Source organism: Enterobacter sp. V89_11 (assembly GCF_029967775.1).
Lineage (GTDB): Bacteria > Pseudomonadota > Gammaproteobacteria > Enterobacterales > Enterobacteriaceae > Enterobacter > Enterobacter ludwigii.
On the sequence record NZ_JASCAN010000005.1, the window covers coordinates 31,641 to 53,379 of the forward strand.

A 21,739-nucleotide genomic window follows, 5' to 3' on the forward strand; every position below is an offset into this window, starting at 1 on the left:
AATCCTTGAAAACTTGTCTCAGGCAGACTATCCGCCAGCACAGCGCTACAGGTGTGCTAAGTATAGTCGCGTTTAATTCTGACAACGCCAAAGGCGCGCCCAGGTAAGATACCACTACAAAATAAAGCGGAATCTTACCTGTATTTATCGCCGACGGAAATTATTCCGTGATCAAAGTGCCTTCTTTTTCACCCATGACCACGCGACGCAGTGCGCCAGGTTTGTTCATGTTGAAGACACGGATCGGCAGTTTGTGGTCACGAGCCAGCGTAAAGGCGGCAAGATCCATCACTTTCAGCTCTTTTTCCAGCACTTCGCTGTAGCTCAGCTGATCGTACATGGTGGCAGACGGATCTTTTGCCGGGTCGGCAGTAAACACGCCATCCACTTTGGTCGCTTTCAGAACCACATCGGCTTCGATCTCGATACCGCGCAGGCAGGCAGCGGAATCGGTAGTAAAGAACGGGTTACCCGTACCGGCGGAGAGGATCACCACGCGGTTGTTGCGCAGCAGGCTAATCGCCTCTGCCCAGCTGTAGTTATCGCAGACGCCATTCAATGGGATTGCGGACATCAGGCGGGCGTTCACATAGGCGCGATGAAGCGCATCACGCATTGCCAGGCCATTCATCACGGTTGCCAGCATACCCATGTGGTCGCCCACAACGCGGTTCATCCCCGCTTTCGCCAGACCAGCACCACGGAAAAGGTTGCCACCGCCAATGACCACGCCAACCTGAATACCCAGTTCGACCAGTTCTTTGATTTCCTGTGCCATGCGGTCAAGGATGCTTGCGTCAATACCGAAGCCTTCCGATCCCTGCAGCGCTTCGCCACTCAGCTTAAGCAGAATGCGTTTGTACACGGGTTTTGCATTGGTAGCCATGTTTCTTTCCTGAGACTGTCAACGATTAAGATGGGGGTTAATTCTGGCGACATGATATGTCGCATATCAGCACAGGGATACTGGAGCCTGTCTGATTTCGTGTGACGGGTGACAAAAAGAAGCCGCCCTCAGGCGGCTCCTTTTCAATCATTAAGACTGCTTGGACATTGCAGCAACTTCTGCTGCGAAGTCAGTCTCAACTTTCTCGATGCCTTCGCCCACTTCGAAGCGGATGAAGCCAGTCACGTCAGCGTTGTGCTCTTTCAGCAGCTGAGCAACAGACTTGCTTGGATCCATAACGAATGGCTGGCCAGTCAGAGAAACTTCGCCGGTGAATTTCTTCATGCGGCCTTCAACCATTTTCTCTGCGATTTCTTTTGGCTTACCAGACTGCATCGCGATGTCCAGCTGAACCTGGTACTCTTTCTCTACCACTTCAGCAGACACGTCTTCTGGCTTAACGAATTCTGGTTTGCTTGCAGCGATGTGCATAGCCAGCTGTTTAACCAGCTCTTCATCAGCGCCTTTAGCCGCAACCAGAACACCGATACGTGCACCGTGCTGGTATGAACCCAGAACGTCGCCTTCCAGAGAAGCAACACGACGGATGTTGATGTTCTCACCGATTTTAGCAACCAGAGCAACACGTTCTTCTTCGAACTGTGCTTTCAGAACTTCAACGTCAGTGATTTTGCCCGCAACAGCTGCGTCCAGAACTTTGTTAGCAAATGCCTGGAAACCACCATCTTTAGCAACGAAGTCAGTCTGGCAGTTAACTTCCAGGATGATGCCGTAGTTGCCGTCGATCTTAGTGATGATCACGCCGTCAGCAGCAACGTTGCCTGCTTTTTTAGCTGCTTTGATCGCACCGGATTTACGCATGTTTTCGATTGCCAGCTCGATGTCGCCGTTCGCTTCAGTCAGCGCTTTTTTGCAATCCATCATGCCTGCGCCAGTACGCTCGCGCAGCTCTTTTACCAGGGATGCGGTAATTTCAGCCATTCTTAAATCCTCGGGAGATGTGAACTGCCCGGCCTGCGGCCAAACAGTGTAAATTGAAAAAAGGGGCCGATAATTGGCCCCTATTCATACACGGTACTAATAAGGGGTGAAACCTTATTATTCAGCTTCTACGAAGCTTTCTTCCGCCTGAGAAGCCAGATCCTGGGAACGGCCTTCACGAACGGTAGCAGCTACAGCGCTCAGGTACAGGCTAACAGCACGGATTGCGTCGTCGTTACCCGGGATAACGAAGTCAACACCGTCCGGATCGGAGTTGGTATCAACGATAGCGAATACCGGGATACCCAGGTTGTTAGCTTCTTTGATTGCGATGTGCTCGTGGTCTGCATCGATTACGAACAGCGCGTCTGGCAGGCCGCCCATATCTTTGATACCGCCCAGGCTGTTTTCCAGCTTGTCCAGTTCACGAGTGCGCATCAGCGCTTCTTTCTTAGTCAGCTTGTCGAAAGTACCGTCCTGAGACTGGGTTTCCAGATCTTTCAGGCGCTTGATGGACTGACGAACGGTTTTCCAGTTAGTCAGCATGCCGCCCAACCAGCGATGGTTCACGAAGAACTGATCGCAGCTGTTAGCAGCATCTTTCACAGCTTCGCTTGCAGCGCGCTTAGTACCAACGAACAGAATCTTACCTTTACGGGAAGAGATCTTGTTCAGCTCAGCCAGGGCTTCGTTGAACATTGGTACAGTTTTCTCAAGGTTGATGATGTGAACTTTGTTACGTGCGCCGAAGATGAAAGGCTTCATTTTCGGGTTCCAGTAACGGGTCTGGTGACCGAAGTGAACACCAGCCTTGAGCATGTCGCGCATGGAAACAGTTGCCATGTTTAAAACCTCTATATTAAAAGTTGGGGTTATGCCTCCACGTATCCCATATTACCGACCCCGAAGGGCACCCCGGAATATGTGCCGATACGTGTGTGTTGTTACACAAAGTGAGATTTGTCGCTTCCGTCCAGCCTGTGTATCTGAAATGGATCGGAAGTCCGGCGCGCTTTATACCACAAAACACGACCAGAAACCAACAGTTGTTGGCCGAGTGTGCTGTTAATGATTCTCAATTTGGCACGGGGTGCGCCTGACTGATACCATTAACGACACTTAGACTAGTATTGTCGAAAAAATCGACACTGATGGACAGATTACATGGCTATCTCTATTAAGACACCTGAAGAAATTGAAAAGATGCGCGTCGCCGGTCGTCTGGCCGCAGACGTGCTGGAAATGATCGAGCCGTACGTGAAGCCGGGCGTGAGCACGGGTGAACTGGACCGCATTTGTAACGACTATATCGTCAATGAGCAGCACGCGGTCTCCGCCTGCCTTGGCTACCATGGTTTCCCGAAATCCGTCTGCATTTCGATTAACGAAGTGGTTTGTCACGGTATTCCGGACAACGAAAAACTGCTCAAAGATGGCGACATCGTCAACATCGACGTGACGGTCATTAAAGATGACTACCACGGTGACACCTCTAAGATGTTCATCGTGGGCAAGCCGACGATTCTGGGCGAGCGTCTGTGCAAAGTGACGCAAGAAAGCCTCTACCTGGCGCTGAAAATGGTTAAACCCGGCATTCGCCTGCGCACCATTGGGGCCGCTATCCAGAAATTCGTTGAAGCGGAAGGTTTCTCCGTTGTGCGTGAATACTGCGGCCACGGCATTGGCCGTGTCTTCCACGAAGAGCCACAGGTTCTGCACTATGATGCGGATGACGGCGGCGTAGTACTGCAAAAAGGCATGACGTTCACCATCGAGCCGATGGTCAACGCCGGTGATTACCGCATCCGCACCATGAAAGATGGCTGGACGGTGAAAACCAAAGACAGAAGCTTGTCTGCACAGTACGAGCATACTATTGTGGTAACAGACAACGGCTGCGAAATTATGACGTTGCGCAAGGATGACACCATCCCGGCGATACTCACGCACGATGAATGATAAAAAAGCCGGCAGATGCCGGCTTTTTTAATGGCTATAGCTTTTTCTTATGGGTGGCGCACGATGAGTAATCTTTTACCCGAACAGTATGCTAACACAGCACTTCCCACCCTACCCGACCAGCCCGATAACCCGGGCGTCTGGCCCCAGCAGGATCTCACCTGCGCCGGTATCAAGGCGCATATGGATGTCTTCCAGCGCTGGCTCGGAAGCGCATTTGATGCCGGTATCTCCGCGGAGCAGCTCATTGAAGCTCGCACCGAGTTTATCGACCAGCTCCTGCAGCGTCTGTGGATTGATTACGGGTTTGGGCAGATCAGTGACGTGGCACTGGTCGCCGTCGGGGGCTATGGCCGCGGTGAGCTTCATCCGCTTTCCGATATCGACTTACTGATTTTAAGCCGCAAAAAACTGCCGGATGAACAGGCGCAGAAAATTGGTGAACTGCTGACGCTGCTGTGGGATGTAAAGCTTGAAGTGGGCCACAGCGTGCGCACGCTGGAAGAGTGCCTGCTCGAAGGATTATCTGACCTGACCGTCGCCACCAACCTGATTGAAACCCGCCTGTTGATTGGCGACGTTGCGTTGTTCCTGGAGCTGCAAAAACACATTTTCAGCGACGGCTTCTGGCCTTCAGAAAAATTCTTCGCCGCGAAGGTCGAGGAGCAGAATCAGCGTCACCAGCGCTACCACGGCACCAGCTATAACCTGGAGCCGGATATAAAAAGCAGTCCGGGCGGACTGCGCGACATTCACACGCTGCAGTGGGTGGCCCGCCGCCACTTTGGCGCCACCTCAATGGACGAGATGGTTGGCTTCGGCTTTTTAACCGAGGCTGAGCGAAACGAGCTGAATGAGTGTCTACACCTGCTCTGGCGGATCCGTTTTGCCCTGCATCTCGAGCTTAGCCGCTACGATAACCGTCTGCTGTTTGACCGTCAGCTCAGCGTGGCGCAGCGCCTCAACTACCGCGGTGAAGGTAACGAACCGGTTGAGCACATGATGAAGGATTTCTTCCGCGTTACCCGTCGCGTCACTGAACTGAACCAGATGCTGCTGCAGCTGTTCGACGAAGCGATCCTGGCCCTGACGGCGGACGAAAAACCGCGGCCGATCGATGATGAATTCCAGCTGCGCGGCACGCTTATCGATCTGCGCGACGAAACGCTGTTTATCCGTGAGCCGGAAGCGATCCTGCGGATGTTCTACACCATGGTTCGCAACAGCACGATCACCGGGATCTACTCCACAACGCTGCGTCATCTGCGCCATGCGCGCCGTCATCTGACGCAGCCACTGTGCTATATCCCGGAAGCCCGATCCCTTTTTCTCAGTATGTTGCGCCATCCGGGTGCCGTCAGCCGAGGGCTTCTGCCGATGCATCGCCACAGCGTGCTGTGGGCCTATATGCCGCAGTGGTCACATATCGTCGGGCAGATGCAGTTCGATCTGTTCCACGCCTATACGGTGGATGAACACACGATCCGCGTCATGCTCAAGCTGGAGAGCTTTGCCAGAGAAGAGACACGCTCACGTCACCCACTGTGCGTCGAACTGTGGCCACGTCTTACCCACCCGGAACTGATCCTGATTGCCGCCCTGTTCCACGACATCGCCAAAGGTCGCGGCGGTGACCACTCGGTGCTCGGCGCGCAGGACGTGCTGAAATTTGCCGAACTGCATGGACTGAACTCTCGCGAGACGCAGCTGGTTGCCTGGCTGGTACGCCACCACCTGCTGATGTCCGTCACCGCGCAGCGTCGTGACATTCAGGATCCGGAGGTCATCAAGCAGTTTGCAGAAGAGGTTCAGACGGAAAACCGCCTGCGCTATCTGGTCTGCCTGACGGTAGCCGATATTTGTGCCACCAACGAAACGCTGTGGAACAGCTGGAAGCAAAGCCTGTTGCGCGAGTTGTACTTTGCCACCGAAAAACAGCTGCGCCGCGGGATGCAAAACACCCCGGACATGCGCGAGCGTGTACGCCATCATCAGCTGCAGGCGCTGGCGCTGTTGCGGATGGATAACATTGATGAAGAAGCGCTGCATCAGATTTGGGCGCGCTGTCGTGCCAACTATTTTGTCCGCCACAGCCCAAACCAGCTTGCCTGGCATGCGCGACATCTGCTTCAGCATGATTTATCGCAGCCGATGATCCTCCTCAGTCCGCAGGCCACGCGCGGCGGTACCGAGATCTTTATCTGGAGTCCGGATCGGCCTTATCTGTTTGCTGCGGTTTGTGCCGAACTGGACAGGCGTAACCTGAGCGTTCACGACGCGCAGATTTTCACCACCCGGGACGGCATGGCGATGGACACCTTTATTGTGCTGGAGCCAGACGGAAGCCCGCTGTCGTCGGACCGCCATGAAGGGATACGTTTTGGCCTGGAACAGGCGATCACCCAGCGCAGCTGGCAGCCACCGCAGCCGCGTCGTCAGCCGTCGAAATTACGCCACTTTACCGTCGATACCGAGGTCAATTTCCTGCCGACCCACACCGATCGTAAATCGTTCCTGGAGCTGATCGCGCTCGACCAGCCAGGGCTGCTCGCCCGCGTCGGCCAGGTTTTTGCCGATCTGGGAATTTCGCTTCACGGGGCCAGAATTACAACCATTGGCGAACGAGTAGAAGATTTATTTATAATCGCCACCGCCGACCGGCGTGCCCTTAATAATGACCTGCAACTTGAAGTGCAACAACGGTTGACAGCAGCCCTCAATCCAAACGATAAAGGGTGACGTGTTTTTTAGTGAAATGGAAAGAGTAAACAATGCAGCAGTTACAGAACGTTATTGAGTCCGCTTTTGAGCGTCGCGCCGAGATTACTCCGGCAAATGTGGATACCGTTACCCGTGAAGCGGTTAATCAGGTTATTTCTCTGCTGGATTCCGGCGCGCTACGTGTAGCAGAAAAAATCGACGGTCAGTGGGTAACTCATCAATGGCTGAAGAAAGCCGTGCTGCTCTCTTTCCGTATCAATGATAACCAGGTTATCGACGGAGCAGAAAGCCGCTACTTCGATAAAGTCCCTATGAAATTCGCTGACTACGACGAAGCTCGCTTCCAGAAAGAAGGCTTCCGCGTAGTACCGCCAGCGGCCGTACGTCAGGGTGCGTTCATCGCGCGTAACACCGTGCTGATGCCCTCCTACGTTAACATCGGTGCTTACGTAGACGAAGGCTCCATGGTGGATACCTGGGCAACCGTCGGCTCCTGCGCGCAGATCGGTAAAAACGTTCACCTGTCCGGCGGCGTGGGTATCGGTGGTGTACTGGAGCCACTGCAGGCTAACCCAACCATCATCGAAGATAACTGCTTCATCGGCGCGCGCTCTGAAGTGGTGGAAGGCGTGATCGTTGAGGAAGGCTCCGTTATCTCGATGGGCGTTTACATCGGTCAGAGTACCCGTATTTACGATCGTGAGACCGGTGAAATTCACTACGGTCGCGTGCCGGCCGGTTCCGTTGTGGTCTCCGGCAACCTGCCGTCAAAAGATGGCAAGTACAGCCTGTACTGTGCGGTTATCGTGAAAAAAGTTGATGCGAAAACCCGCGGTAAGGTGGGCATCAATGAGTTGCTGCGCACCATCGATTAATCGGATATAACAAAAAGCGGGGGCCACCCCGCTTTTTTCATATCTGAGGGTGGCGAAAATAGATTTTTTCGTTAATTATTCAAAGGTTATGTTGAGATCAAGGGTACCGCTATGTACGATAATCTGAAAAGTCTGGGCATTACCAATCCTGATGAAATTGATCGTTACAGCCTTCGCCAGGAAGCTAATAACGACATTCTGAAAATCTATTTTCACAAGGACAAAGGAGAGTTTTTCGCCAAGAGCGTGAAGTTTAAATATCCACGCCAGCGTAAGACCGTCGTCGCTGACGGTGTAGGACAGGGATACAAAGAAGTTCAGGAAATCAGCCCTAATCTGCGCTATGTGATCGATGAACTCGATCAGATCTGTCAGCGCGACCGCACTGAAGTCGATCTCAAACGTAAGATCCTCGACGATCTGCGTCACCTTGAAAGCGTAGTCACCAACAAGATTAGCGAAATCGAAGCGGATCTTGAAAAGCTTACCCGGAAATAAACTTAAAACGGCAATCTTTGATTGCCGTTTTAGTGTTTGCGCCCTCTCCCGTGGAAAGGGATGGAGTAAGGACATCAGGCCGTATTTCACTCATCTCTGCTCATCGAGCTGTAACGCCACATAAAGCAGCAGCCTGTCGTCAAAGCTCCCCAGATCCAGCCCTGTCAGCTCCGAAATCCGGTTCAGTCGATATTCCAGCGTATTGCGATGTATAAACAACGCTTTCGACGTTGCCAGCGGCTGTACGTTATGACGGAACCACGCCTGCAGCGTCCGACGCAGCAGACCGTTATTGTCCATCGCCTTCAGGCGCGCTAACGGACGTGCCAGCTCATTGGCCTGCCAGCCACCGCGCAGGCTGTCGAGCAGTACCGGCAGCATCAGATCCTGGTAGAAATAACTGCGGCTTTCCGGCATCCGCTGCTTACCCACCATCATGGTGGTGCGGGCAGTACGCCAGGAACGGGCAATACTGCCCGGACCGGTGAAGTAATTGCCCAGCGCGACGCGAAAACGAAGCTGACCATTCTCCTTCATGCGGGCTATCAACTGCTCCACGCGACGACGATGATCTTCTGCATCCCAGCGCCCGAACGCGTTCAGCGCGGGCTTGAGCACCACCATTTCCGTCAGAGAGACAATCGCCACCAGGTTATCGCGTTCCGGTGTCGCCAGCGCATTTTGCAGCTGCTGCAGCTCAGCCATCGCACTGTCGACGCCAAGCTGGCCGCTGTCCACCTCAATTACCGCCACGACGCGCGGTTGATTCAGATCGATTCCCAGGCGCTGCGCCCATTCATTGAGTGCAGGGGTATGCTCATCCGCCTGAATCAGGTTCATCACCAGCTCTTCACGCAGACGGCTGTCCTGGGCGAGCAGATGCATCAGGCGCGACTGCTCAAGCATCATCTCCGCCGTCATACAGACCAGTTCGCCATATTTTCGCAGCGACTCCGGCTCGCCGGTCAGGCCGATAACGCCAACAATTTCCCCCTCAAGACGCAGCGGTAAATTGATACCCTGACGAACACCGTGCAGGTGTTTCGCCACCGCATCGTCGATGTCCACCACCCGCCCCTGGGAGAGCACCAGCAGCGCCCCTTCGTGCAATTCCCCAATACGCTCACGATCGCCACTGCCAATAATGCGCCCACGGGCATCCATTACGTTGATATTGGTATCAATGATGCGCATGGTGCGTGCCACAATATCCTGCGCCATTTTGGTATCGAGATGCCAGCCAGCCATGTAACCCTCCTGTGAGCAGAGCTCAAGCATAGGGAAGTTCAGCTACCGCTGCATTGTGCGAATGCACAAAGTGAAAGGGAGAAGTATGGAGTTGTGGAAAAGGTCACAGAAAGGTGAAAAGCCCCTGCTCATCTGAAACAGGGGCCTGAGAGGATTACTGCATCAGCAGGTAAATTGAGGTATCACCACGCTGAATATTCAACGCCAGCACGGAAGGTTTGCTGTCCAGAATTTTGCGCAGTTCAGCAATGTTTTTCACTGGCTGCTGGTTCGCACCCATGATCACATCGCCTTTTTTCAGGCCAATGCGCGCAGCCGGGCTGTTCGCTTTAACGTTGTTCACCACAACGCCTTTGTCCTGACCTTTATTGCTCATCTCGGCACCTTCAATGCCGCTGAAGATGGTGCTGGAATCAACCTGATTCTGGCTGCTCTGCTGCAGTTCCAGGCTCACGTTAACCGGTTTACCGTCACGCAGCAGGCCGAGGGTGACTTTGCTGCCAATCGGCATGGAGCCCACTTCAGCACGCAGCGCGGCAAAGCTGCTGATAGGTTTCCCGTTCAGGGAGGTGATGACATCACCTGCTTTAATGCCCGCTTTCGCCGCGGAGGAGTTCGGCATCACCTGGCTGACAAATGCGCCGCGCTGGGCGTCAACTTTCATCGCCTTAGCCAGTTCGGAATTCAGTTCGGTACCCAGAATCCCCAGTTCACCGCGTTTCACCTGGCCATACTGCACCATCTGCGCGGTCAGGTTTTTCACCATGTTACTTGGGATAGCAAAGCCGATCCCGATATTGCCGCCGTCTGGTGCAAGGATCGCGGTGTTGATACCAATCAGCTCACCGTTCAGGTTCACCAGCGCACCGCCGGAGTTACCCCGGTTGATGGCGGCATCCGTCTGGATGAAGTTTTCATAGTTTTCGGCGTTGAGGCCGCTACGACCCAGCGCGGAAACAATCCCCGAGGTTACGGTTTCACCCAGACCGAACGGGTTACCGATAGCGACGGTATAATCACCGACACGCAGCGCATCGGAGTCGGCAATTTTAATCGCCGTCAGGTTTTTCGGATCCTGAATCTGGATCAACGCGATATCGGAGCGCGGGTCTTTCCCGACCACTTTGGCATCAAATTTACGCCCGTCGCTCAGCTGAACCTTAATGCTGTTGGCGTTATCAACAACGTGGTTGTTGGTCACGACGTAGCCTTTCGCCGCATCGATAATCACACCCGAGCCAAGCGCCATGAATTTCTGCTGCTGGCCACCCCCCTGGGTGTCATCCCCTGCACCACCGCCCTGACAGAACGGGGAGCTCTGGAATGGCGAACCGTCCTGGCAGAAAGGTGAGTTATCACCAAAGAACTGCTGGAAGTTACGCGGCATACGCGGCGTATTGACGGTTGTGCTGCCCTCAACGTTAATACTCACCACCGATGGCATCACTTTTTCGAGCATCGGTGCCAGGCTTGGCATCTGCTGCGCGGTCGCTGCCGACGATGCGGTCTCAGCTGCAGTAGCAGTCAGAGGAGACAGCGCTAAACCTAAACTCAGAGCCAGTGCACTCATTGCTAATGTGGTTTTTTTCATGTGTCTTAATCTCGATTTACAGATAACGCAAAATTGCTGTGTAACTCAGATTCATTTTATACCGCTTAGTTCCGGCCATAAGTTTATGGAAAAGGTAAAAATTTATTGGCCGTCTTTACAAAACTCCGTGCTTATTCCACCGCCATGAGCTTGCGGTATTCATCCCAGGCATACAAATCTGTCATCCCGCTGATATAGTCCTGGATAAGACGGCAGCGATAATAATATTCCAGCACCGGCCACTGGGACGACTGACGATCCAGCTTGCCGATGGCTTCGACATAAGCCAGACGGTGGCGGGTTGAAAGCTTCTGATAAAGCCGGGATTCGATCGGTATTCGCCGCACGCGCTCTTTTTCCACCAGCTCGCTGAACTCGTCGACGGATAACTGCAGCAGAGGCCGATAGATTTCGAGTAACCCACTGATAACCCTGTATCCCTGCAGCTCAAGCTGTTCGACATCCGGATGGCTGAAAACATGACGCACGGCCACGTTTTTATAGAGCTCAAGAAGCTGGCTAAAGCTGCTGTCATCTTCCAGCAACGCATGGTTGAATTCGCCGCTATAAATTAACGGCAGGTTGTCAATAAAGCGCGAGGCGGCATAAGGCACCAGTTTATTTAATGTATTGACCCGTAAATACATAAAGAACTGATCTTCCGTGCTGCGGCTTAATGTATTTGAACGCGATTTCTCCCAGGCATTTTCGACAACCTGAGCAAACAGCGAGCCTTTTTCATGCGTTCCCCAGGCCTCATAAAGATGCTGATAAAGTTCTTCGACGCTGAATATTCTTTTCTCAACGGCGTCTTCCAGGTCGGCAACACAATATGAAATGTCGTCGGCAGCTTCCATAATCCAGGTTAAGGGGAAACGGCCGTTTGGTGTCAGAGAAAGTTCTTTACGCAGGCGCTCAATATAGGCTTCTTCAGAAAGATAATAGCCCGGCTTTTTCATCAAATAACTGTGCGACGCGGGCGTCTCGCCCATCCACCAGGCCGGTCGCGTATATTTCAGGATGCACCCCACCTGTGCCCAGGTCAGGTTCATACGCATCAGGGAGTGTACCAGCCGGATCCCCTGCGCATTGCCTTCGAAGTGACAGAGGTCGTGACGGACTTTACGCCGCAGGTCGTTCAGCGCATCTTCACCTTCGCGCAGGCGTAAATCCCGCACCAGGCAGCGGTCATCGCTCAGAGGCTGGCTTACCGCATCAGCAGGATAAAGCCGCTGTTTAAACCAGTCATTTATGGCGGCTTCACCAAAATGACCAAAGGGCGGGTTACCGATGTCATGCATCAGGCAGGCCATCTCAACGATGCTCTCAAACGGCCCAGTCAGCTCATTCAGCCCATAGGTTTCGAGAAGCTGCTGCTCTTTGAGACGGCTTAAAATCTCTTTGGCAATATAGCGGCCAACCTGCTGAACTTCCATAGAATGCGTTAAGCGCGTGCGCACCGCAGCGTTACGTTCAAGCGGAAACACCTGGGTTTTTTGCTGTAAACGACGGATTGCCGGCGAGTTTATGATCCGCCCGCGATCGCTTTCGAAGATACGCAGGATCTCATGCTCGCTCTTGTCGCCCTGCGGCGAACGGAAACGTCGGTGCCAGTTAATTTTGGTGCGAAAATCGATTGGTGACATGTGCTCCCCCGCGTGAGAATGCGTTTCCTCTTAACCGCATGATAGACTATGCATCTTAACAAGGCACATCGCGAGTAAATCTATGAAAATCGGCATTATTGGTGCAATGGAAGAAGAAGTTACGCTGCTGCGTGACAAAATTGAGAACCGTCAGACTCTCTCCCTCGGTGGCTGTGAGATCTATACCGGCCAGTTGAATGGCGTTGACGTCGCTCTGCTGAAATCAGGCATCGGTAAGGTTGCTGCTGCGCTGGGCGCGACCCTGCTGCTCGAACGCTGCAAGCCGGACGTTATCATTAACACCGGTTCTGCAGGCGGCCTGGCGTCGACGCTGAAAGTGGGTGATATCGTTGTTTCCGATGAAGCGCGTTACCACGATGCAGACGTTACCGCATTCGGCTACGAATACGGTCAGCTTCCGGGTTGCCCGGCCGGGTTTAAAGCCGATGACAAACTGATTGCGGCGGCTGAAAGCTGCATCGCTGAGCTGAACCTCAACGCGGTACGCGGCCTGATCGTCAGCGGTGATGCGTTCATCAATGGCTCCGTCGGCCTGGCGAAAATTCGTCATAACTTCCCTCAGGCCGTTGCGGTTGAAATGGAAGCGACCGCCATTGCTCACGTTTGCCATAACTTCAACGTTCCGTTCGTGGTGGTTCGCGCCATCTCCGACGTGGCTGACCAGCAGTCTCATATCAGCTTCGACGAGTTCCTGACCGTTGCGGCAAAACAGTCCACCGTGATGGTGGAGCGCATGGTGCAGAAACTGGCTCGTGGGTAACCCATACATCAGGGCGCTGGTCGCCCTGCTTTTTCTCGCACCGGCATGGCTATTTGCCGCGCCGCGTGTGATTACGCTCTCTCCGGCAAACACTGAACTGGCCTTTGCCGCCGGGATCACGCCTGTCGGGGTGAGCAGCTTTTCGGATTACCCTCCGCAAGCGGCCCATATTGAACAGGTGGCGACCTGGCAAGGGATGAACATTGAGCGCATCGTGGCGCTTAAACCCGATCTCGTGCTCGCCTGGCGCGGCGGTAACGCCGAGCGGCAGGTCAACCAGCTCTCCTCGCTTGGGATCAAGGTGATGTGGATTGATGCGGTGAGCATTGAGCAGGTCGCTCAGGCACTGCGTTCTCTGGCCCCCTACAGCCCTACCCCAGCAAAAGCCGAGAATGCCGCGAAACAGATGCTCAGCGACTATGCCGCGCTGAAATCCCGCTACGATGTCCCCGTCAAAAAACGCATCTTCCTGCAATTTGGCAGCCAGCCGCTGTTCACCACCGGGAAAGGATCCATTCAGAATCAGGTGCTGGAAATCTGCGGCGGTGAAAACATCTTTGCAGCCAGCCGGGTGCCGTGGCCTCAGGTCAGCCGGGAACAGGTGCTCGCACGCCAGCCACAGGCCATCGTGGTGGTCGGAAATGCGAGCGAGATTCCTAAAATTGAACAATTCTGGCAACGTCAGCTAAAAATACCGGTGATCCCCCTCACCAGTGACTGGTTTGAACGCGCCAGCCCGCGTATTATCCTCGCCGCAAAACAGCTCTGTGCCGCGCTGGCAGAGAGTCACTAACTACATACCCCGCTCGAGGATTTAACGATGCTCGTTTATTGGCTGGATATTCTTGGCACAGCCGTTTTTGCTATCTCCGGCGTTTTACTCGCCGGAAAACTGCGCATGGATCCGTTTGGCGTACTGGTGCTGGGCGTGGTCACCGCCGTGGGTGGCGGGACAATCCGTGATATGGCCCTGGCGAATGGCCCGGTATTTTGGGTAAAAGATCCAACCGATCTGGTGGTGGCGATGGTCACTTGTCTGTTGACCATCGTGTTGGTTCGCCAGCCCCGCCGGTTACCGAAATGGATACTCCCGGTGCTGGATGCCGTCGGTCTGGCCGTCTTTGTGGGCATCGGGGTCAATAAAGCCTTCAATGCGGGAACGGGCCCGATGGTGGCCATCTGCATGGGCGTGTTAACCGGGGTCGGCGGCGGGATTATTCGCGACATTCTGGCGCGTGAAGTTCCTATGATCCTGCGTACCGAAATCTATGCCACGGCGTGTATTATTGGTGGGATTGTTCACGCGACGGCGTATTACACCTTTGCGATGCCGCTAGAAAATGCAGCCATGCTGGGTATGGTGGTCACGCTGGGGATACGGTTAGCGGCGATACGCTGGCATCTGAAGCTGCCGACGTTTGCGCTGGATGATAATGCACGATAAGCGTTGTTTATAAGCCCGGTGGCGCTACGCTTACCGGGCTTACGACTGCATCCCTGTCAGATGCTGAACGAAGAGCCACATCCACAGGTACTTGTCGCGTTCGGGTTAGTCACAACGAAGCGCGAACCTTCCAGGCCTTCAGTGTAATCCACCGAACCACCCACCAGGTACTGCAGGCTCATCGGGTCAACCACCAGCGCAACGCCCTGCTTCTCGATAGTCATATCGCCGTCGTTGACCTGATCGTCAAAGGTAAAACCATACTGGAAGCCGCTGCAGCCGCCACCGGTAATATAGACACGCAGTTTCAGATCCGGATTGTCCTCGTCGGCAATCAGGGTTTTCACTTTGTTGGCTGCTGCTTCGGTAAATTCCAGCGGCAACGCTACGTCATCACTCATCTTATGCTCCCATGAATACTGCTACTGCTATTGGGTAAAATTCACCCAATTCTTTATGTCATTATCTAATACCCTGGTAATTCATTCAAGTATTCTGCGTCGGGGCCCGCTCGGCCTCTTGTTTTGCCAGGGTACGAGCAAGAATGGTGGAGTATAGCGGTTTTCCACCCAGGAATTGGGCTAATAGTGTCGCGCCGAGACAGGTAATGATCATTGGCAAAATGAGCTGGTAATTATCCGTCATCTCCAGAACCAGCACGATGCCGGTCAACGGCGCGCGCAGGGACGCCGCCAGCAGCGCGCCCATTCCGGCAATAGCAAAGGTCCCGGCGTCCAGATGATAGGCCGGGAATCCGGCAGCAGCGACCATGCCAAACGCGGTTCCCAGAAGCGTACCCAGCGCCAGCATCGGGGCAAAAATACCGCCAGGCGCACCGGAGGAGAAGCACAATACGGTGGTAATCACCCGCGAAATAAACATGAACAGCAACAGACCAATGCTGAAATTACCCGCTGCGGCAATCGGTATCAGCCCGAAGCCACCGCCTGCGGCATTGGGCTCAATGAAGCCGAGCACGCCGCAGGCGCCGCCCAGCAGTCCGCCGATCAATACCCAGCGGGTGGTATTCCCACCGTGAATGCGCTGGAACATATCCTGAGCGCGTAAGATAAGCGTGTTAAACAGCGGGCCAACCACGCCAAAAATCATGCCGAGGATCAGGTACAGCCACAGCGTATTCACTGGCGCATTGGTCAGTTTCCCCACCTCAATCACCGCCCCTTCGCCATTAAAAATGCGAAAGACAATGCTCGACATAATGACGCCGGTGAATACCGCTTTTATCGAGATCAGGTTGTAGCGAAACTGTGCCCGCATCTCTTCAATAATGAACAGGATCCCCGCCAGCGGTGCGTTGAACGCCGCCGAAAGGCCGGCCGCCGCCCCCGTTGCCAGCAGCGTATGTCGCGCCTCCGCGCTGCGCATGCGAAACAGATCGCCGACCATACGCCCAACGTTTCCGCCCAGCTGCACCGTTGGCCCTTCGCGCCCGAGCACCATGCCTGCCCCGAGCGTTCCCATGCCACCGATAAATTTTACCGGGATGACGCGCCACCAGCGAACCGGCCTCAGCTCTTCCAGTGCGCCTTCTATTTCAGGGATCCCGGAACCGCCCGCTTCCGGCGCAAATTTACGAACCAGGAAATAGCCCACCATGGCAAACAGCGCAGATAAGCCAAAGGCCCACACCCATACCCATCCACCGCTATAGGCAAAACCCGCCACGGTTCCAATTCGCCAGTTCATTATCGCGTTAACCGCTTTTTCGAAGGCGATACCCACCAACCCGGCAACGGCGCCGACCACGGCTGCAGCCAGCAGGATAGCCAGCGGCGTTTTATCACGATTAAGCAAGCGCCGAATGCTAATACGGTGCTGCGCACGTCTGAACTGCTGTTCAGTATAAGAATGAGTGTCTGCTTTCATTACCGTTTCTTTTCGTCATACAAATAACCGCAGGGATTTTACCAGAGTGCGTAATATCATCCCGTGAAAAATACTTAACAATTGTTTGGGCATGAAAGGGGGCAAAAATTTCATTACCTTCCGAGGATCACTTAGAATAGTGTGCTTAATCATTTTATACGAACCAGGAACGACGCCATGAGCAAGTCTGAAAACCTCTACAGTGCAGCCCGCGAGCTTATCCCAGGTGGCGTGAATTCGCCTGTTCGCGCCTTTACCGGCGTAGGCGGTACGCCGCTGTTTATCGAACGTGCTGACGGCGCGTATCTGTATGATGTCGATGGCAAAGCCTATATCGATTATGTCGGCTCCTGGGGTCCGATGGTGCTGGGTCACAACCATCCTGCTATCCGCAATGCGGTGATCGAAGCCGCCCAGCGCGGCCTGAGCTTCGGCGCGCCAACCGAGATGGAAGTGAAAATGGCGGAACTGGTCACCGAACTGGTCCCGACTATGGACATGGTGCGTATGGTGAACTCCGGTACCGAGGCCACCATGAGCGCGATCCGCCTGGCACGTGGTTTTACCGGCCGTGACAAGATCATCAAATTTGAAGGCTGCTACCACGGTCATGCGGACTGCCTGCTGGTAAAAGCCGGCTCCGGCGCGCTAACCCTCGGTCAGCCGAACTCACCGGGCGTACCGGCTGACTTTGCGAAGCATACCCTGACCTGCACCTATAACGATCTGAACACCGTTCGGGCAGCCTTCGAGCAGTATCCGCAGGAGATTGCCTGTATCATCGTTGAACCTGTCGCAGGCAACATGAACTGCATTCCACCGCAGCCGGAGTTCCTGCCGGGTCTGCGCGCCCTGTGCGATGAGTTTGGCGCTCTGCTGATCATCGACGAAGTGATGACCGGCTTCCGCGTCGCGCTGGCGGGGGCACAGTCTTACTACGGCGTAGAGCCGGACCTGACGTGCCTTGGCAAAATCATCGGCGGCGGCATGCCTGTCGGTGCATTCGGGGGACGTAAAGAGGTGATGGAAGCGCTGGCGCCGACTGGCCCGGTCTACCAGGCGGGTACCCTTTCCGGCAACCCGATTGCAATGGCCGCAGGTTTCGCCTGTCTGACCGAAGTCGCGCAGCCGGGTATTCACGAAACCCTGACCGATCTGACAACTCAACTGGCCAACGGCCTGCTGGAGGCCGCGCAAGAAACCGGTATTCCTCTGGTGGTAAACCACGTTGGTGGGATGTTCGGGATTTTCTTCACCGATGCGAAAACCGTGACCTGCTATCAGGATGTGGTGAAGTGTGACGTTGAACGCTTCAAGCGCTTCTTCCATCTGATGCTGGAAGAAGGCGTCTACCTGGCACCATCCGCGTTTGAAGCAGGCTTTATGTCCGTCGCGCACAGCGAAGACGATATCAATAAGACTATCGATGCTGCGCGCAAGGTCTTTGCGAAGTTGTAAGACAGAAACGATCTGCTGCCCTCTCCACCCGGAGAGGGCAATACCCCACCGCCCTTCTACCTGCTTTGCTTTCTCAACAAATAGATAAAGTACGGCGCACCGATAAACGTCGACAGCAACCCGGCAGGTATCTGGTACGGGAACAACACCATCCGCCCCAGCCAGTCAGCAACCACCAGTATTACGCCCCCCGTCAGCGCCGACATCACAATGTGCGGCATCGTGCGACGAAAGCCCATCATTCTGGCAATGTGTGGCGCCATTAAGCCGACAAAGCTCAGCGGGCCGATGGTCATGGTGGCCGTTGCCGTGAGGCATGCGGCCAGCAGCAGTAACCCGATACGGGACGGCGCCAGGGCCATCCCCACCGCACGCGCGGTCTCGCCGCCCAGCGGCAGAATGGTCATCCAGCGACGGCACAGCGGCACCATCGCCAGCAATACGATCATTGCAATCCCGGAATGCACGACCTGGCTGGCGGTGGCGCTGTACGTTGAACCGGAGATCCAGGTCAGGATCTTGGCCATACGCGGATCGCCACTCGCCTGCAGCATCATCAGCAGCATGGTAAATGCCGTACTGAGCGCCATCCCGGCAAGCAGCATTCGGTGAGGGGAAAACCCGCCACGCCCGGAGGCAATGAGGATGATCAGCAGCGTCACCGCCGCGCCAACGCTCCCGGCAGGCATCAACCAGCCGAAGGCATTTCCCGGCACCAGGAACAGCATCAGGACCACGCCAAAGGCGGCACCAGAACTGATACCCAGAACCTCCGGGCTGGCCATCGGATTACCGGTCAGACGCTGGATAATACAGCCCGCCACCGCCAGCATGATCCCGGCGATTAACGCCGAGAGAATGCGCGGCCAGCGCCACTGCATGAGTTCGTTGAGCAGATCCCCAGACGCCCAGTGCCAGCCCACCGCATCGCGTCCGAAAGCGAGCGCGGCAAATGAGATAACAATCAGCACTGCCAGCCCGGCAAGGCTGAACCCCAGCACTGACTGGCGCTCAGCATAGACCTTATCGCCAGCATCCATCGCTGGCGCGCTGATACTGCGCAGACGCGGCAGCAGCCACAGCAGCAGCGGTGCACCGATAAGCGCCGTCATCGAACCGGTAGACACTTCCATCCAGACGCGTGCCAGCCAGAGAATGATTTGATCGGAAAGCCAGAGGATCAACGCGCCAATCAGCGGGGCTAACATCAGGCGCGCCAGCAGGCGGCGCGCACCGAGCATTTTTGCCAGCAGCGGCGCAAATAGCCCGATAAACCCGATGATGCCTACCGCATTAACCAGCAGGGCACTGAGCACAATCGCCAGCGTCAGCGCCCCCAGACGGGCCAGCGACAGCGCCAGCCCCAGATTACGCGCCACGCCATCGTCAAGACCCATCAACGTCAGCGGGCGCAAGAGCAGCAGCGTCAACACGACGCCACCGGCGAGCTGCGGCCACAGACGCTGCACGACGCTCCAGTCGGTCTGGGTGAGCGTACCGGTGCTCCAGAGGAACATGCTTTGCAGCTGATCGTGATGGAACAGCACCAGCAGCTGATTAATCGCGCCGCAGTACAGGCTCACCACCAGCCCCGCAAGAATAAGCGTAACGGGGGAGAGACGTTTGCCCCAGGCGACGCCGAATACCAGCGCGCCCACCACACACGCACCGGCGAGGGCAGCAAACTGCGAGGTCAATGCCCCAGGCAACGCCCAGAGTGTGGTAATCGTGATCCCAAGCTGTGCCCCGGTCGCCACGCCAAGCGTCGTCGGCTCGGCCAGTGGGTTACGCAGTACCTGCTGGAATAAAACGCCCACCAGCCCTAATCCCGCACCGACCAGCAGCGAAATCGCAAGCCGCGGCAACAGACTGTAGTGGAACAGCATTTGCTGAATATTATCGATATCTGGCGTCACCAGCGCCCCATGCCACTGGTCGCGCGGTAAGGCCGTCGACAGATTGAACCAGGTCAATGCCAGCGCGCACAGGAAAATGAGGCAAAGTAACAGTGCCGGGAAACGGGCAATACGCGTACTCATGCCTGGCCTCCCAGCGCGTTGTCCAGCACGCGGGCAAAGTGCATGGCAGAAAGCGTCGCGCCGTAGAACCATACCGCAGGTGCGCGCAGGAACCGTTTTTCACGCACAAACGGCATTGCCTGCCAGAGCGGCGTCGCCATCAGGGTTTGCATCTCCCGCTCGTTGCCGTGGTCAAAGCACAACACATCCACATCGCGAAATGCCGCAAGACGGTCAATCCCCACGGCGGTGCTGCCCCAGAAGGTCATCTCCCCTTCCCAGGCATTACGAATACCAAAACTGTCGAGCACGTCCTGGAACAGGCAGTTTTTCCCAAAGACCAGCATATGGCGGGCATCCAGCAGCGTCACCATCAGCAGCGGGCGATCGCCCCGGTGAGCAAAACGCGGCTTCAGGGCGTTAATCAGGGCATCAAAATCGTCGAGATGTTTTTTGGCCTCAACCTCACGGTTAAGGAACAGTGCCATCTCGTGGAGGGAGTTTTTCGCCATCGCCAGCGGATTTTTACCGTCGCTGAAGGAGAAACCACGGCCGGGCGCAATCCGTGCCATTGTCTCTTCTGACGGGCCGTAACCTGCAGACCAGAACAGGAATGACGGCTTCATCTGGGTGAGCAGTTCGAGGTTTGGCTCGGTGCGCAGGCCGATGTCGATTACCGAGTCCGGTAGCCTCGGCTCATTCACCCACAGCCTGTAGTTGGGAATATCCGCCACGCCATAGGGCGTAACGCCCAGCGCCATCATCAGCTCTACCGGCAACCATTCCAGCGCCACAATGCGGTGTGGATCGACCGCAGCCGCACGCGCGGTATTCATTTTTAACAGCAGCGGTGAAAGCGCCATTGCCGTCAGCAGACGACGGCGACTCATCAACATAGAATCCAGCATCAGTACACAAAGCTCACCGGTGCTGCCCCGGCAGGGTGAGGCAAAATCCCCATTGGAATACCGTAAATGTGTTCCAGCGTTTCACTGCGCATCAGTTCAGACGGCGTCCCCTGGGCGATCATTTCACCGCCGCGCAGGGCAACGAGGTAATCGCAGTAACGCGCGGCCATGTTGATATCATGCAGGACCGCGATAACCGTCAGACCGCGCTGCTGGCTTAAACGATGCACCAGCGCAAGCACGTCGACCTGATGGGCAATGTCCAGCGCAGAGGTCGGTTCGTCGAGCAGCAGGCAGCGGCTGTCCTGGGCCACCAGCATTGCTATCCACGCGCGCTGACGTTCCCCTCCTGACAGGCTGTCTACCAGACGGTGGGCCAGCGGTTTTAGCCCCACCAGCGCAATCGCCTCTTCCACTTTCTCTCTGTCGGCCACGCCGAAACGGCCAAGCGCGCCGTGCCACGGATAACGCCCAATCGCCACCAGTTCACGCACGGTCATCCCCTCCGCCTGCGGCAACTGCTGCGGCAGATACGCCACTTTGCGGGCAAAGGCTTTACTGCTCCAGCTCTCCAGCGGCTGACCGTCCAGCAGGATATCGCCTTCTGACGGCGGCTGATGGCGGCCAAGCATTTTGAGCAGCGTTGATTTACCAGAGCCGTTGTGACCAATCAGGCCTGTCACTTTACCTGCAGGGAAGGTCAAAGAGAGCGGATGCAGCAGGGTGCGTCCGGGCACGCGAAAGGAGAGATTATTGAGCGTGAAGGTGGTGTCGGATTGCGTTTGATTATCCTGCATATCGGCCAACTTAAATAAAA

General features: G+C 55.4%; 19 protein-coding genes. 8 read left to right on the forward strand and 11 right to left on the reverse strand.

The features are described 5' to 3' along the window. Positions 1–160 precede the first annotated feature (160 nt). From pyrH to rpsB, 3 genes are all read right to left on the reverse strand, one after another. The gene (pyrH, locus tag QLG09_RS05010) at positions 161–886 is read right to left on the reverse strand and encodes a UMP kinase (protein WP_003856194.1); all 726 of its coding nucleotides are present in this window, start codon (positions 884–886) and stop codon (positions 161–163) included. Between the two features lie 150 nt (positions 887–1,036). Continuing rightward, the gene (gene tsf / locus QLG09_RS05015) at positions 1,037–1,888 is read right to left on the reverse strand and encodes a translation elongation factor Ts (protein WP_008501911.1); all 852 of its coding nucleotides are present in this window, start codon (positions 1,886–1,888) and stop codon (positions 1,037–1,039) included. Positions 1,889–2,005: 117 nt separating this feature from the next. After that, positions 2,006–2,731 (reverse strand): 30S ribosomal protein S2, encoded by a 726-nt coding sequence (gene rpsB / locus QLG09_RS05020; protein ID WP_003856207.1) that lies wholly within the window; start codon positions 2,729–2,731, stop codon positions 2,006–2,008. A 321-nt stretch (positions 2,732–3,052) separates the two neighbouring features. Here rpsB and map point away from each other — a divergent pair, with 321 nt between their 5' ends. From map to QLG09_RS05040, 4 genes are all read left to right on the forward strand, one after another. Beyond that, positions 3,053–3,847 (forward strand): type I methionyl aminopeptidase, encoded by a 795-nt coding sequence (gene map, locus QLG09_RS05025; RefSeq protein WP_014168699.1) that lies wholly within the window; start codon positions 3,053–3,055, stop codon positions 3,845–3,847. Positions 3,848–3,910: 63 nt separating this feature from the next. Beyond that, positions 3,911–6,586, forward strand: coding sequence for a bifunctional uridylyltransferase/uridylyl-removing protein GlnD (gene glnD / locus QLG09_RS05030; protein ID WP_020882615.1), 2,676 nt, complete (start codon positions 3,911–3,913; stop codon positions 6,584–6,586). Between the two features lie 32 nt (positions 6,587–6,618). After that, entirely contained in the window at positions 6,619–7,443 is an 825-nt protein-coding gene (gene dapD / locus QLG09_RS05035) for a 2,3,4,5-tetrahydropyridine-2,6-dicarboxylate N-succinyltransferase (protein ID WP_020882614.1), read from the forward strand. 111 nt (positions 7,444–7,554) lie between these two features. Further along, positions 7,555–7,941: a DUF3461 family protein gene (locus QLG09_RS05040; RefSeq protein ID WP_014168696.1), complete on the forward strand. Its 387-nt coding sequence runs from the start codon at positions 7,555–7,557 to the stop codon at positions 7,939–7,941. Between the two features lie 90 nt (positions 7,942–8,031). Here QLG09_RS05040 and cdaR read toward each other — a convergent pair whose 3' ends face one another. From cdaR to dgt, 3 genes are all read right to left on the reverse strand, one after another. Further along, the gene (cdaR, locus tag QLG09_RS05045; protein WP_020882613.1) at positions 8,032–9,189 is read right to left on the reverse strand and encodes a DNA-binding transcriptional regulator CdaR; all 1,158 of its coding nucleotides are present in this window, start codon (positions 9,187–9,189) and stop codon (positions 8,032–8,034) included. 154 nt (positions 9,190–9,343) lie between these two features. Then, entirely contained in the window at positions 9,344–10,780 is a 1,437-nt protein-coding gene (gene degP / locus QLG09_RS05050) for a serine endoprotease DegP (protein WP_032679638.1), read from the reverse strand. Positions 10,781–10,911: 131 nt separating this feature from the next. Beyond that, complete coding sequence (gene dgt / locus QLG09_RS05055; protein ID WP_149376205.1) at positions 10,912–12,426, reverse strand: dGTPase; 1,515 nt, start codon at positions 12,424–12,426, stop codon at positions 10,912–10,914. A gap of 82 nt (positions 12,427–12,508) precedes the next feature. Between dgt and mtnN the strand changes: the two genes are divergently transcribed. From mtnN to QLG09_RS05070, 3 genes are read left to right on the forward strand one after another with little or no spacing between them, the layout of a single operon-like run. Beyond that, a complete protein-coding gene (gene mtnN / locus QLG09_RS05060; RefSeq protein WP_282488759.1) occupies positions 12,509–13,207 on the forward strand; it encodes a 5'-methylthioadenosine/S-adenosylhomocysteine nucleosidase in 699 nt (232 codons plus the stop codon). Further along, positions 13,200–14,000: a vitamin B12 ABC transporter substrate-binding protein BtuF gene (gene btuF, locus QLG09_RS05065; protein ID WP_020882611.1), complete on the forward strand. Its 801-nt coding sequence runs from the start codon at positions 13,200–13,202 to the stop codon at positions 13,998–14,000. Before mtnN ends, btuF begins: the two co-directional genes overlap by 8 nt. Before the next feature lie 27 nt (positions 14,001–14,027). Beyond that, on the forward strand, positions 14,028–14,651 hold the full coding sequence (locus QLG09_RS05070; protein ID WP_014168690.1) for a TRIC cation channel family protein: 624 nt from the start codon (positions 14,028–14,030) through the stop codon (positions 14,649–14,651). A 56-nt stretch (positions 14,652–14,707) separates the two neighbouring features. Here the strand turns inward: QLG09_RS05070 and erpA are convergent, their stop codons facing one another. Beyond that, a complete protein-coding gene (erpA, locus tag QLG09_RS05075) occupies positions 14,708–15,052 on the reverse strand; it encodes an iron-sulfur cluster insertion protein ErpA (protein WP_013095643.1) in 345 nt (114 codons plus the stop codon). Between the two features lie 85 nt (positions 15,053–15,137). Beyond that, positions 15,138–16,538, reverse strand: a complete 1,401-nt coding sequence (gene clcA / locus QLG09_RS05080; protein ID WP_025205197.1) for a H(+)/Cl(-) exchange transporter ClcA — start codon at positions 16,536–16,538, stop codon at positions 15,138–15,140. 177 nt (positions 16,539–16,715) lie between these two features. Here clcA and hemL point away from each other — a divergent pair, with 177 nt between their 5' ends. After that, entirely contained in the window at positions 16,716–17,996 is a 1,281-nt protein-coding gene (gene hemL, locus QLG09_RS05085; RefSeq protein ID WP_113656568.1) for a glutamate-1-semialdehyde 2,1-aminomutase, read from the forward strand. Between the two features lie 56 nt (positions 17,997–18,052). On the opposite strand, the gene fhuB is transcribed toward hemL, so the two are convergent. Genes fhuB through fhuC form a run of 3 tightly spaced genes read right to left on the reverse strand, consistent with a single transcriptional unit; the run spans position 18,053 to position 21,719 of the window. Further along, positions 18,053–20,035, reverse strand: coding sequence for a Fe(3+)-hydroxamate ABC transporter permease FhuB (gene fhuB, locus QLG09_RS05090; RefSeq protein ID WP_282488760.1), 1,983 nt, complete (start codon positions 20,033–20,035; stop codon positions 18,053–18,055). Further along, complete coding sequence (fhuD, locus tag QLG09_RS05095; RefSeq protein ID WP_014168686.1) at positions 20,032–20,922, reverse strand: Fe(3+)-hydroxamate ABC transporter substrate-binding protein FhuD; 891 nt, start codon at positions 20,920–20,922, stop codon at positions 20,032–20,034. Before fhuD ends, fhuB begins: the two co-directional genes overlap by 4 nt. Further along, positions 20,922–21,719: a Fe3+-hydroxamate ABC transporter ATP-binding protein FhuC gene (gene fhuC, locus QLG09_RS05100; protein WP_020882606.1), complete on the reverse strand. Its 798-nt coding sequence runs from the start codon at positions 21,717–21,719 to the stop codon at positions 20,922–20,924. Before fhuC ends, fhuD begins: the two co-directional genes overlap by 1 nt. Positions 21,720–21,739 lie beyond the last annotated feature (20 nt).

Bases quoted from the DNA above. Each gene is read 5' to 3' on its own strand.
- QLG09_RS05070 (WP_014168690.1), top strand. From the start codon at position 14,028: ATGCTCGTTTATTGGCTGGATATTCTTGGCACAGCCGTTTTTGCTATC.
- degP (WP_032679638.1), bottom strand. From the start codon at position 10,780: ATGAAAAAAACCACATTAGCAATGAGTGCACTGGCTCTGAGTTTAGGT.
- dapD (WP_020882614.1), top strand. From the start codon at position 6,619: ATGCAGCAGTTACAGAACGTTATTGAGTCCGCTTTTGAGCGTCGCGCC.
- map (WP_014168699.1), top strand. From the start codon at position 3,053: ATGGCTATCTCTATTAAGACACCTGAAGAAATTGAAAAGATGCGCGTC.
- cdaR (WP_020882613.1), bottom strand. From the start codon at position 9,189: ATGGCTGGCTGGCATCTCGATACCAAAATGGCGCAGGATATTGTGGCA.
- tsf (WP_008501911.1), bottom strand. From the start codon at position 1,888: ATGGCTGAAATTACCGCATCCCTGGTAAAAGAGCTGCGCGAGCGTACT.
- fhuD (WP_014168686.1), bottom strand. From the start codon at position 20,922: ATGCTGGATTCTATGTTGATGAGTCGCCGTCGTCTGCTGACGGCAATG.
- glnD (WP_020882615.1), top strand. From the start codon at position 3,911: ATGAGTAATCTTTTACCCGAACAGTATGCTAACACAGCACTTCCCACC.
- hemL (WP_113656568.1), top strand. From the start codon at position 16,716: ATGAGCAAGTCTGAAAACCTCTACAGTGCAGCCCGCGAGCTTATCCCA.
- rpsB (WP_003856207.1), bottom strand. From the start codon at position 2,731: ATGGCAACTGTTTCCATGCGCGACATGCTCAAGGCTGGTGTTCACTTC.
- pyrH (WP_003856194.1), bottom strand. From the start codon at position 886: ATGGCTACCAATGCAAAACCCGTGTACAAACGCATTCTGCTTAAGCTG.
- erpA (WP_013095643.1), bottom strand. From the start codon at position 15,052: ATGAGTGATGACGTAGCGTTGCCGCTGGAATTTACCGAAGCAGCAGCC.
- QLG09_RS05040 (WP_014168696.1), top strand. From the start codon at position 7,555: ATGTACGATAATCTGAAAAGTCTGGGCATTACCAATCCTGATGAAATT.
- dgt (WP_149376205.1), bottom strand. From the start codon at position 12,426: ATGTCACCAATCGATTTTCGCACCAAAATTAACTGGCACCGACGTTTC.
- fhuC (WP_020882606.1), bottom strand. From the start codon at position 21,719: ATGCAGGATAATCAAACGCAATCCGACACCACCTTCACGCTCAATAAT.
- mtnN (WP_282488759.1), top strand. From the start codon at position 12,509: ATGAAAATCGGCATTATTGGTGCAATGGAAGAAGAAGTTACGCTGCTG.
- clcA (WP_025205197.1), bottom strand. From the start codon at position 16,538: ATGAAAGCAGACACTCATTCTTATACTGAACAGCAGTTCAGACGTGCG.
- fhuB (WP_282488760.1), bottom strand. From the start codon at position 20,035: ATGAGTACGCGTATTGCCCGTTTCCCGGCACTGTTACTTTGCCTCATT.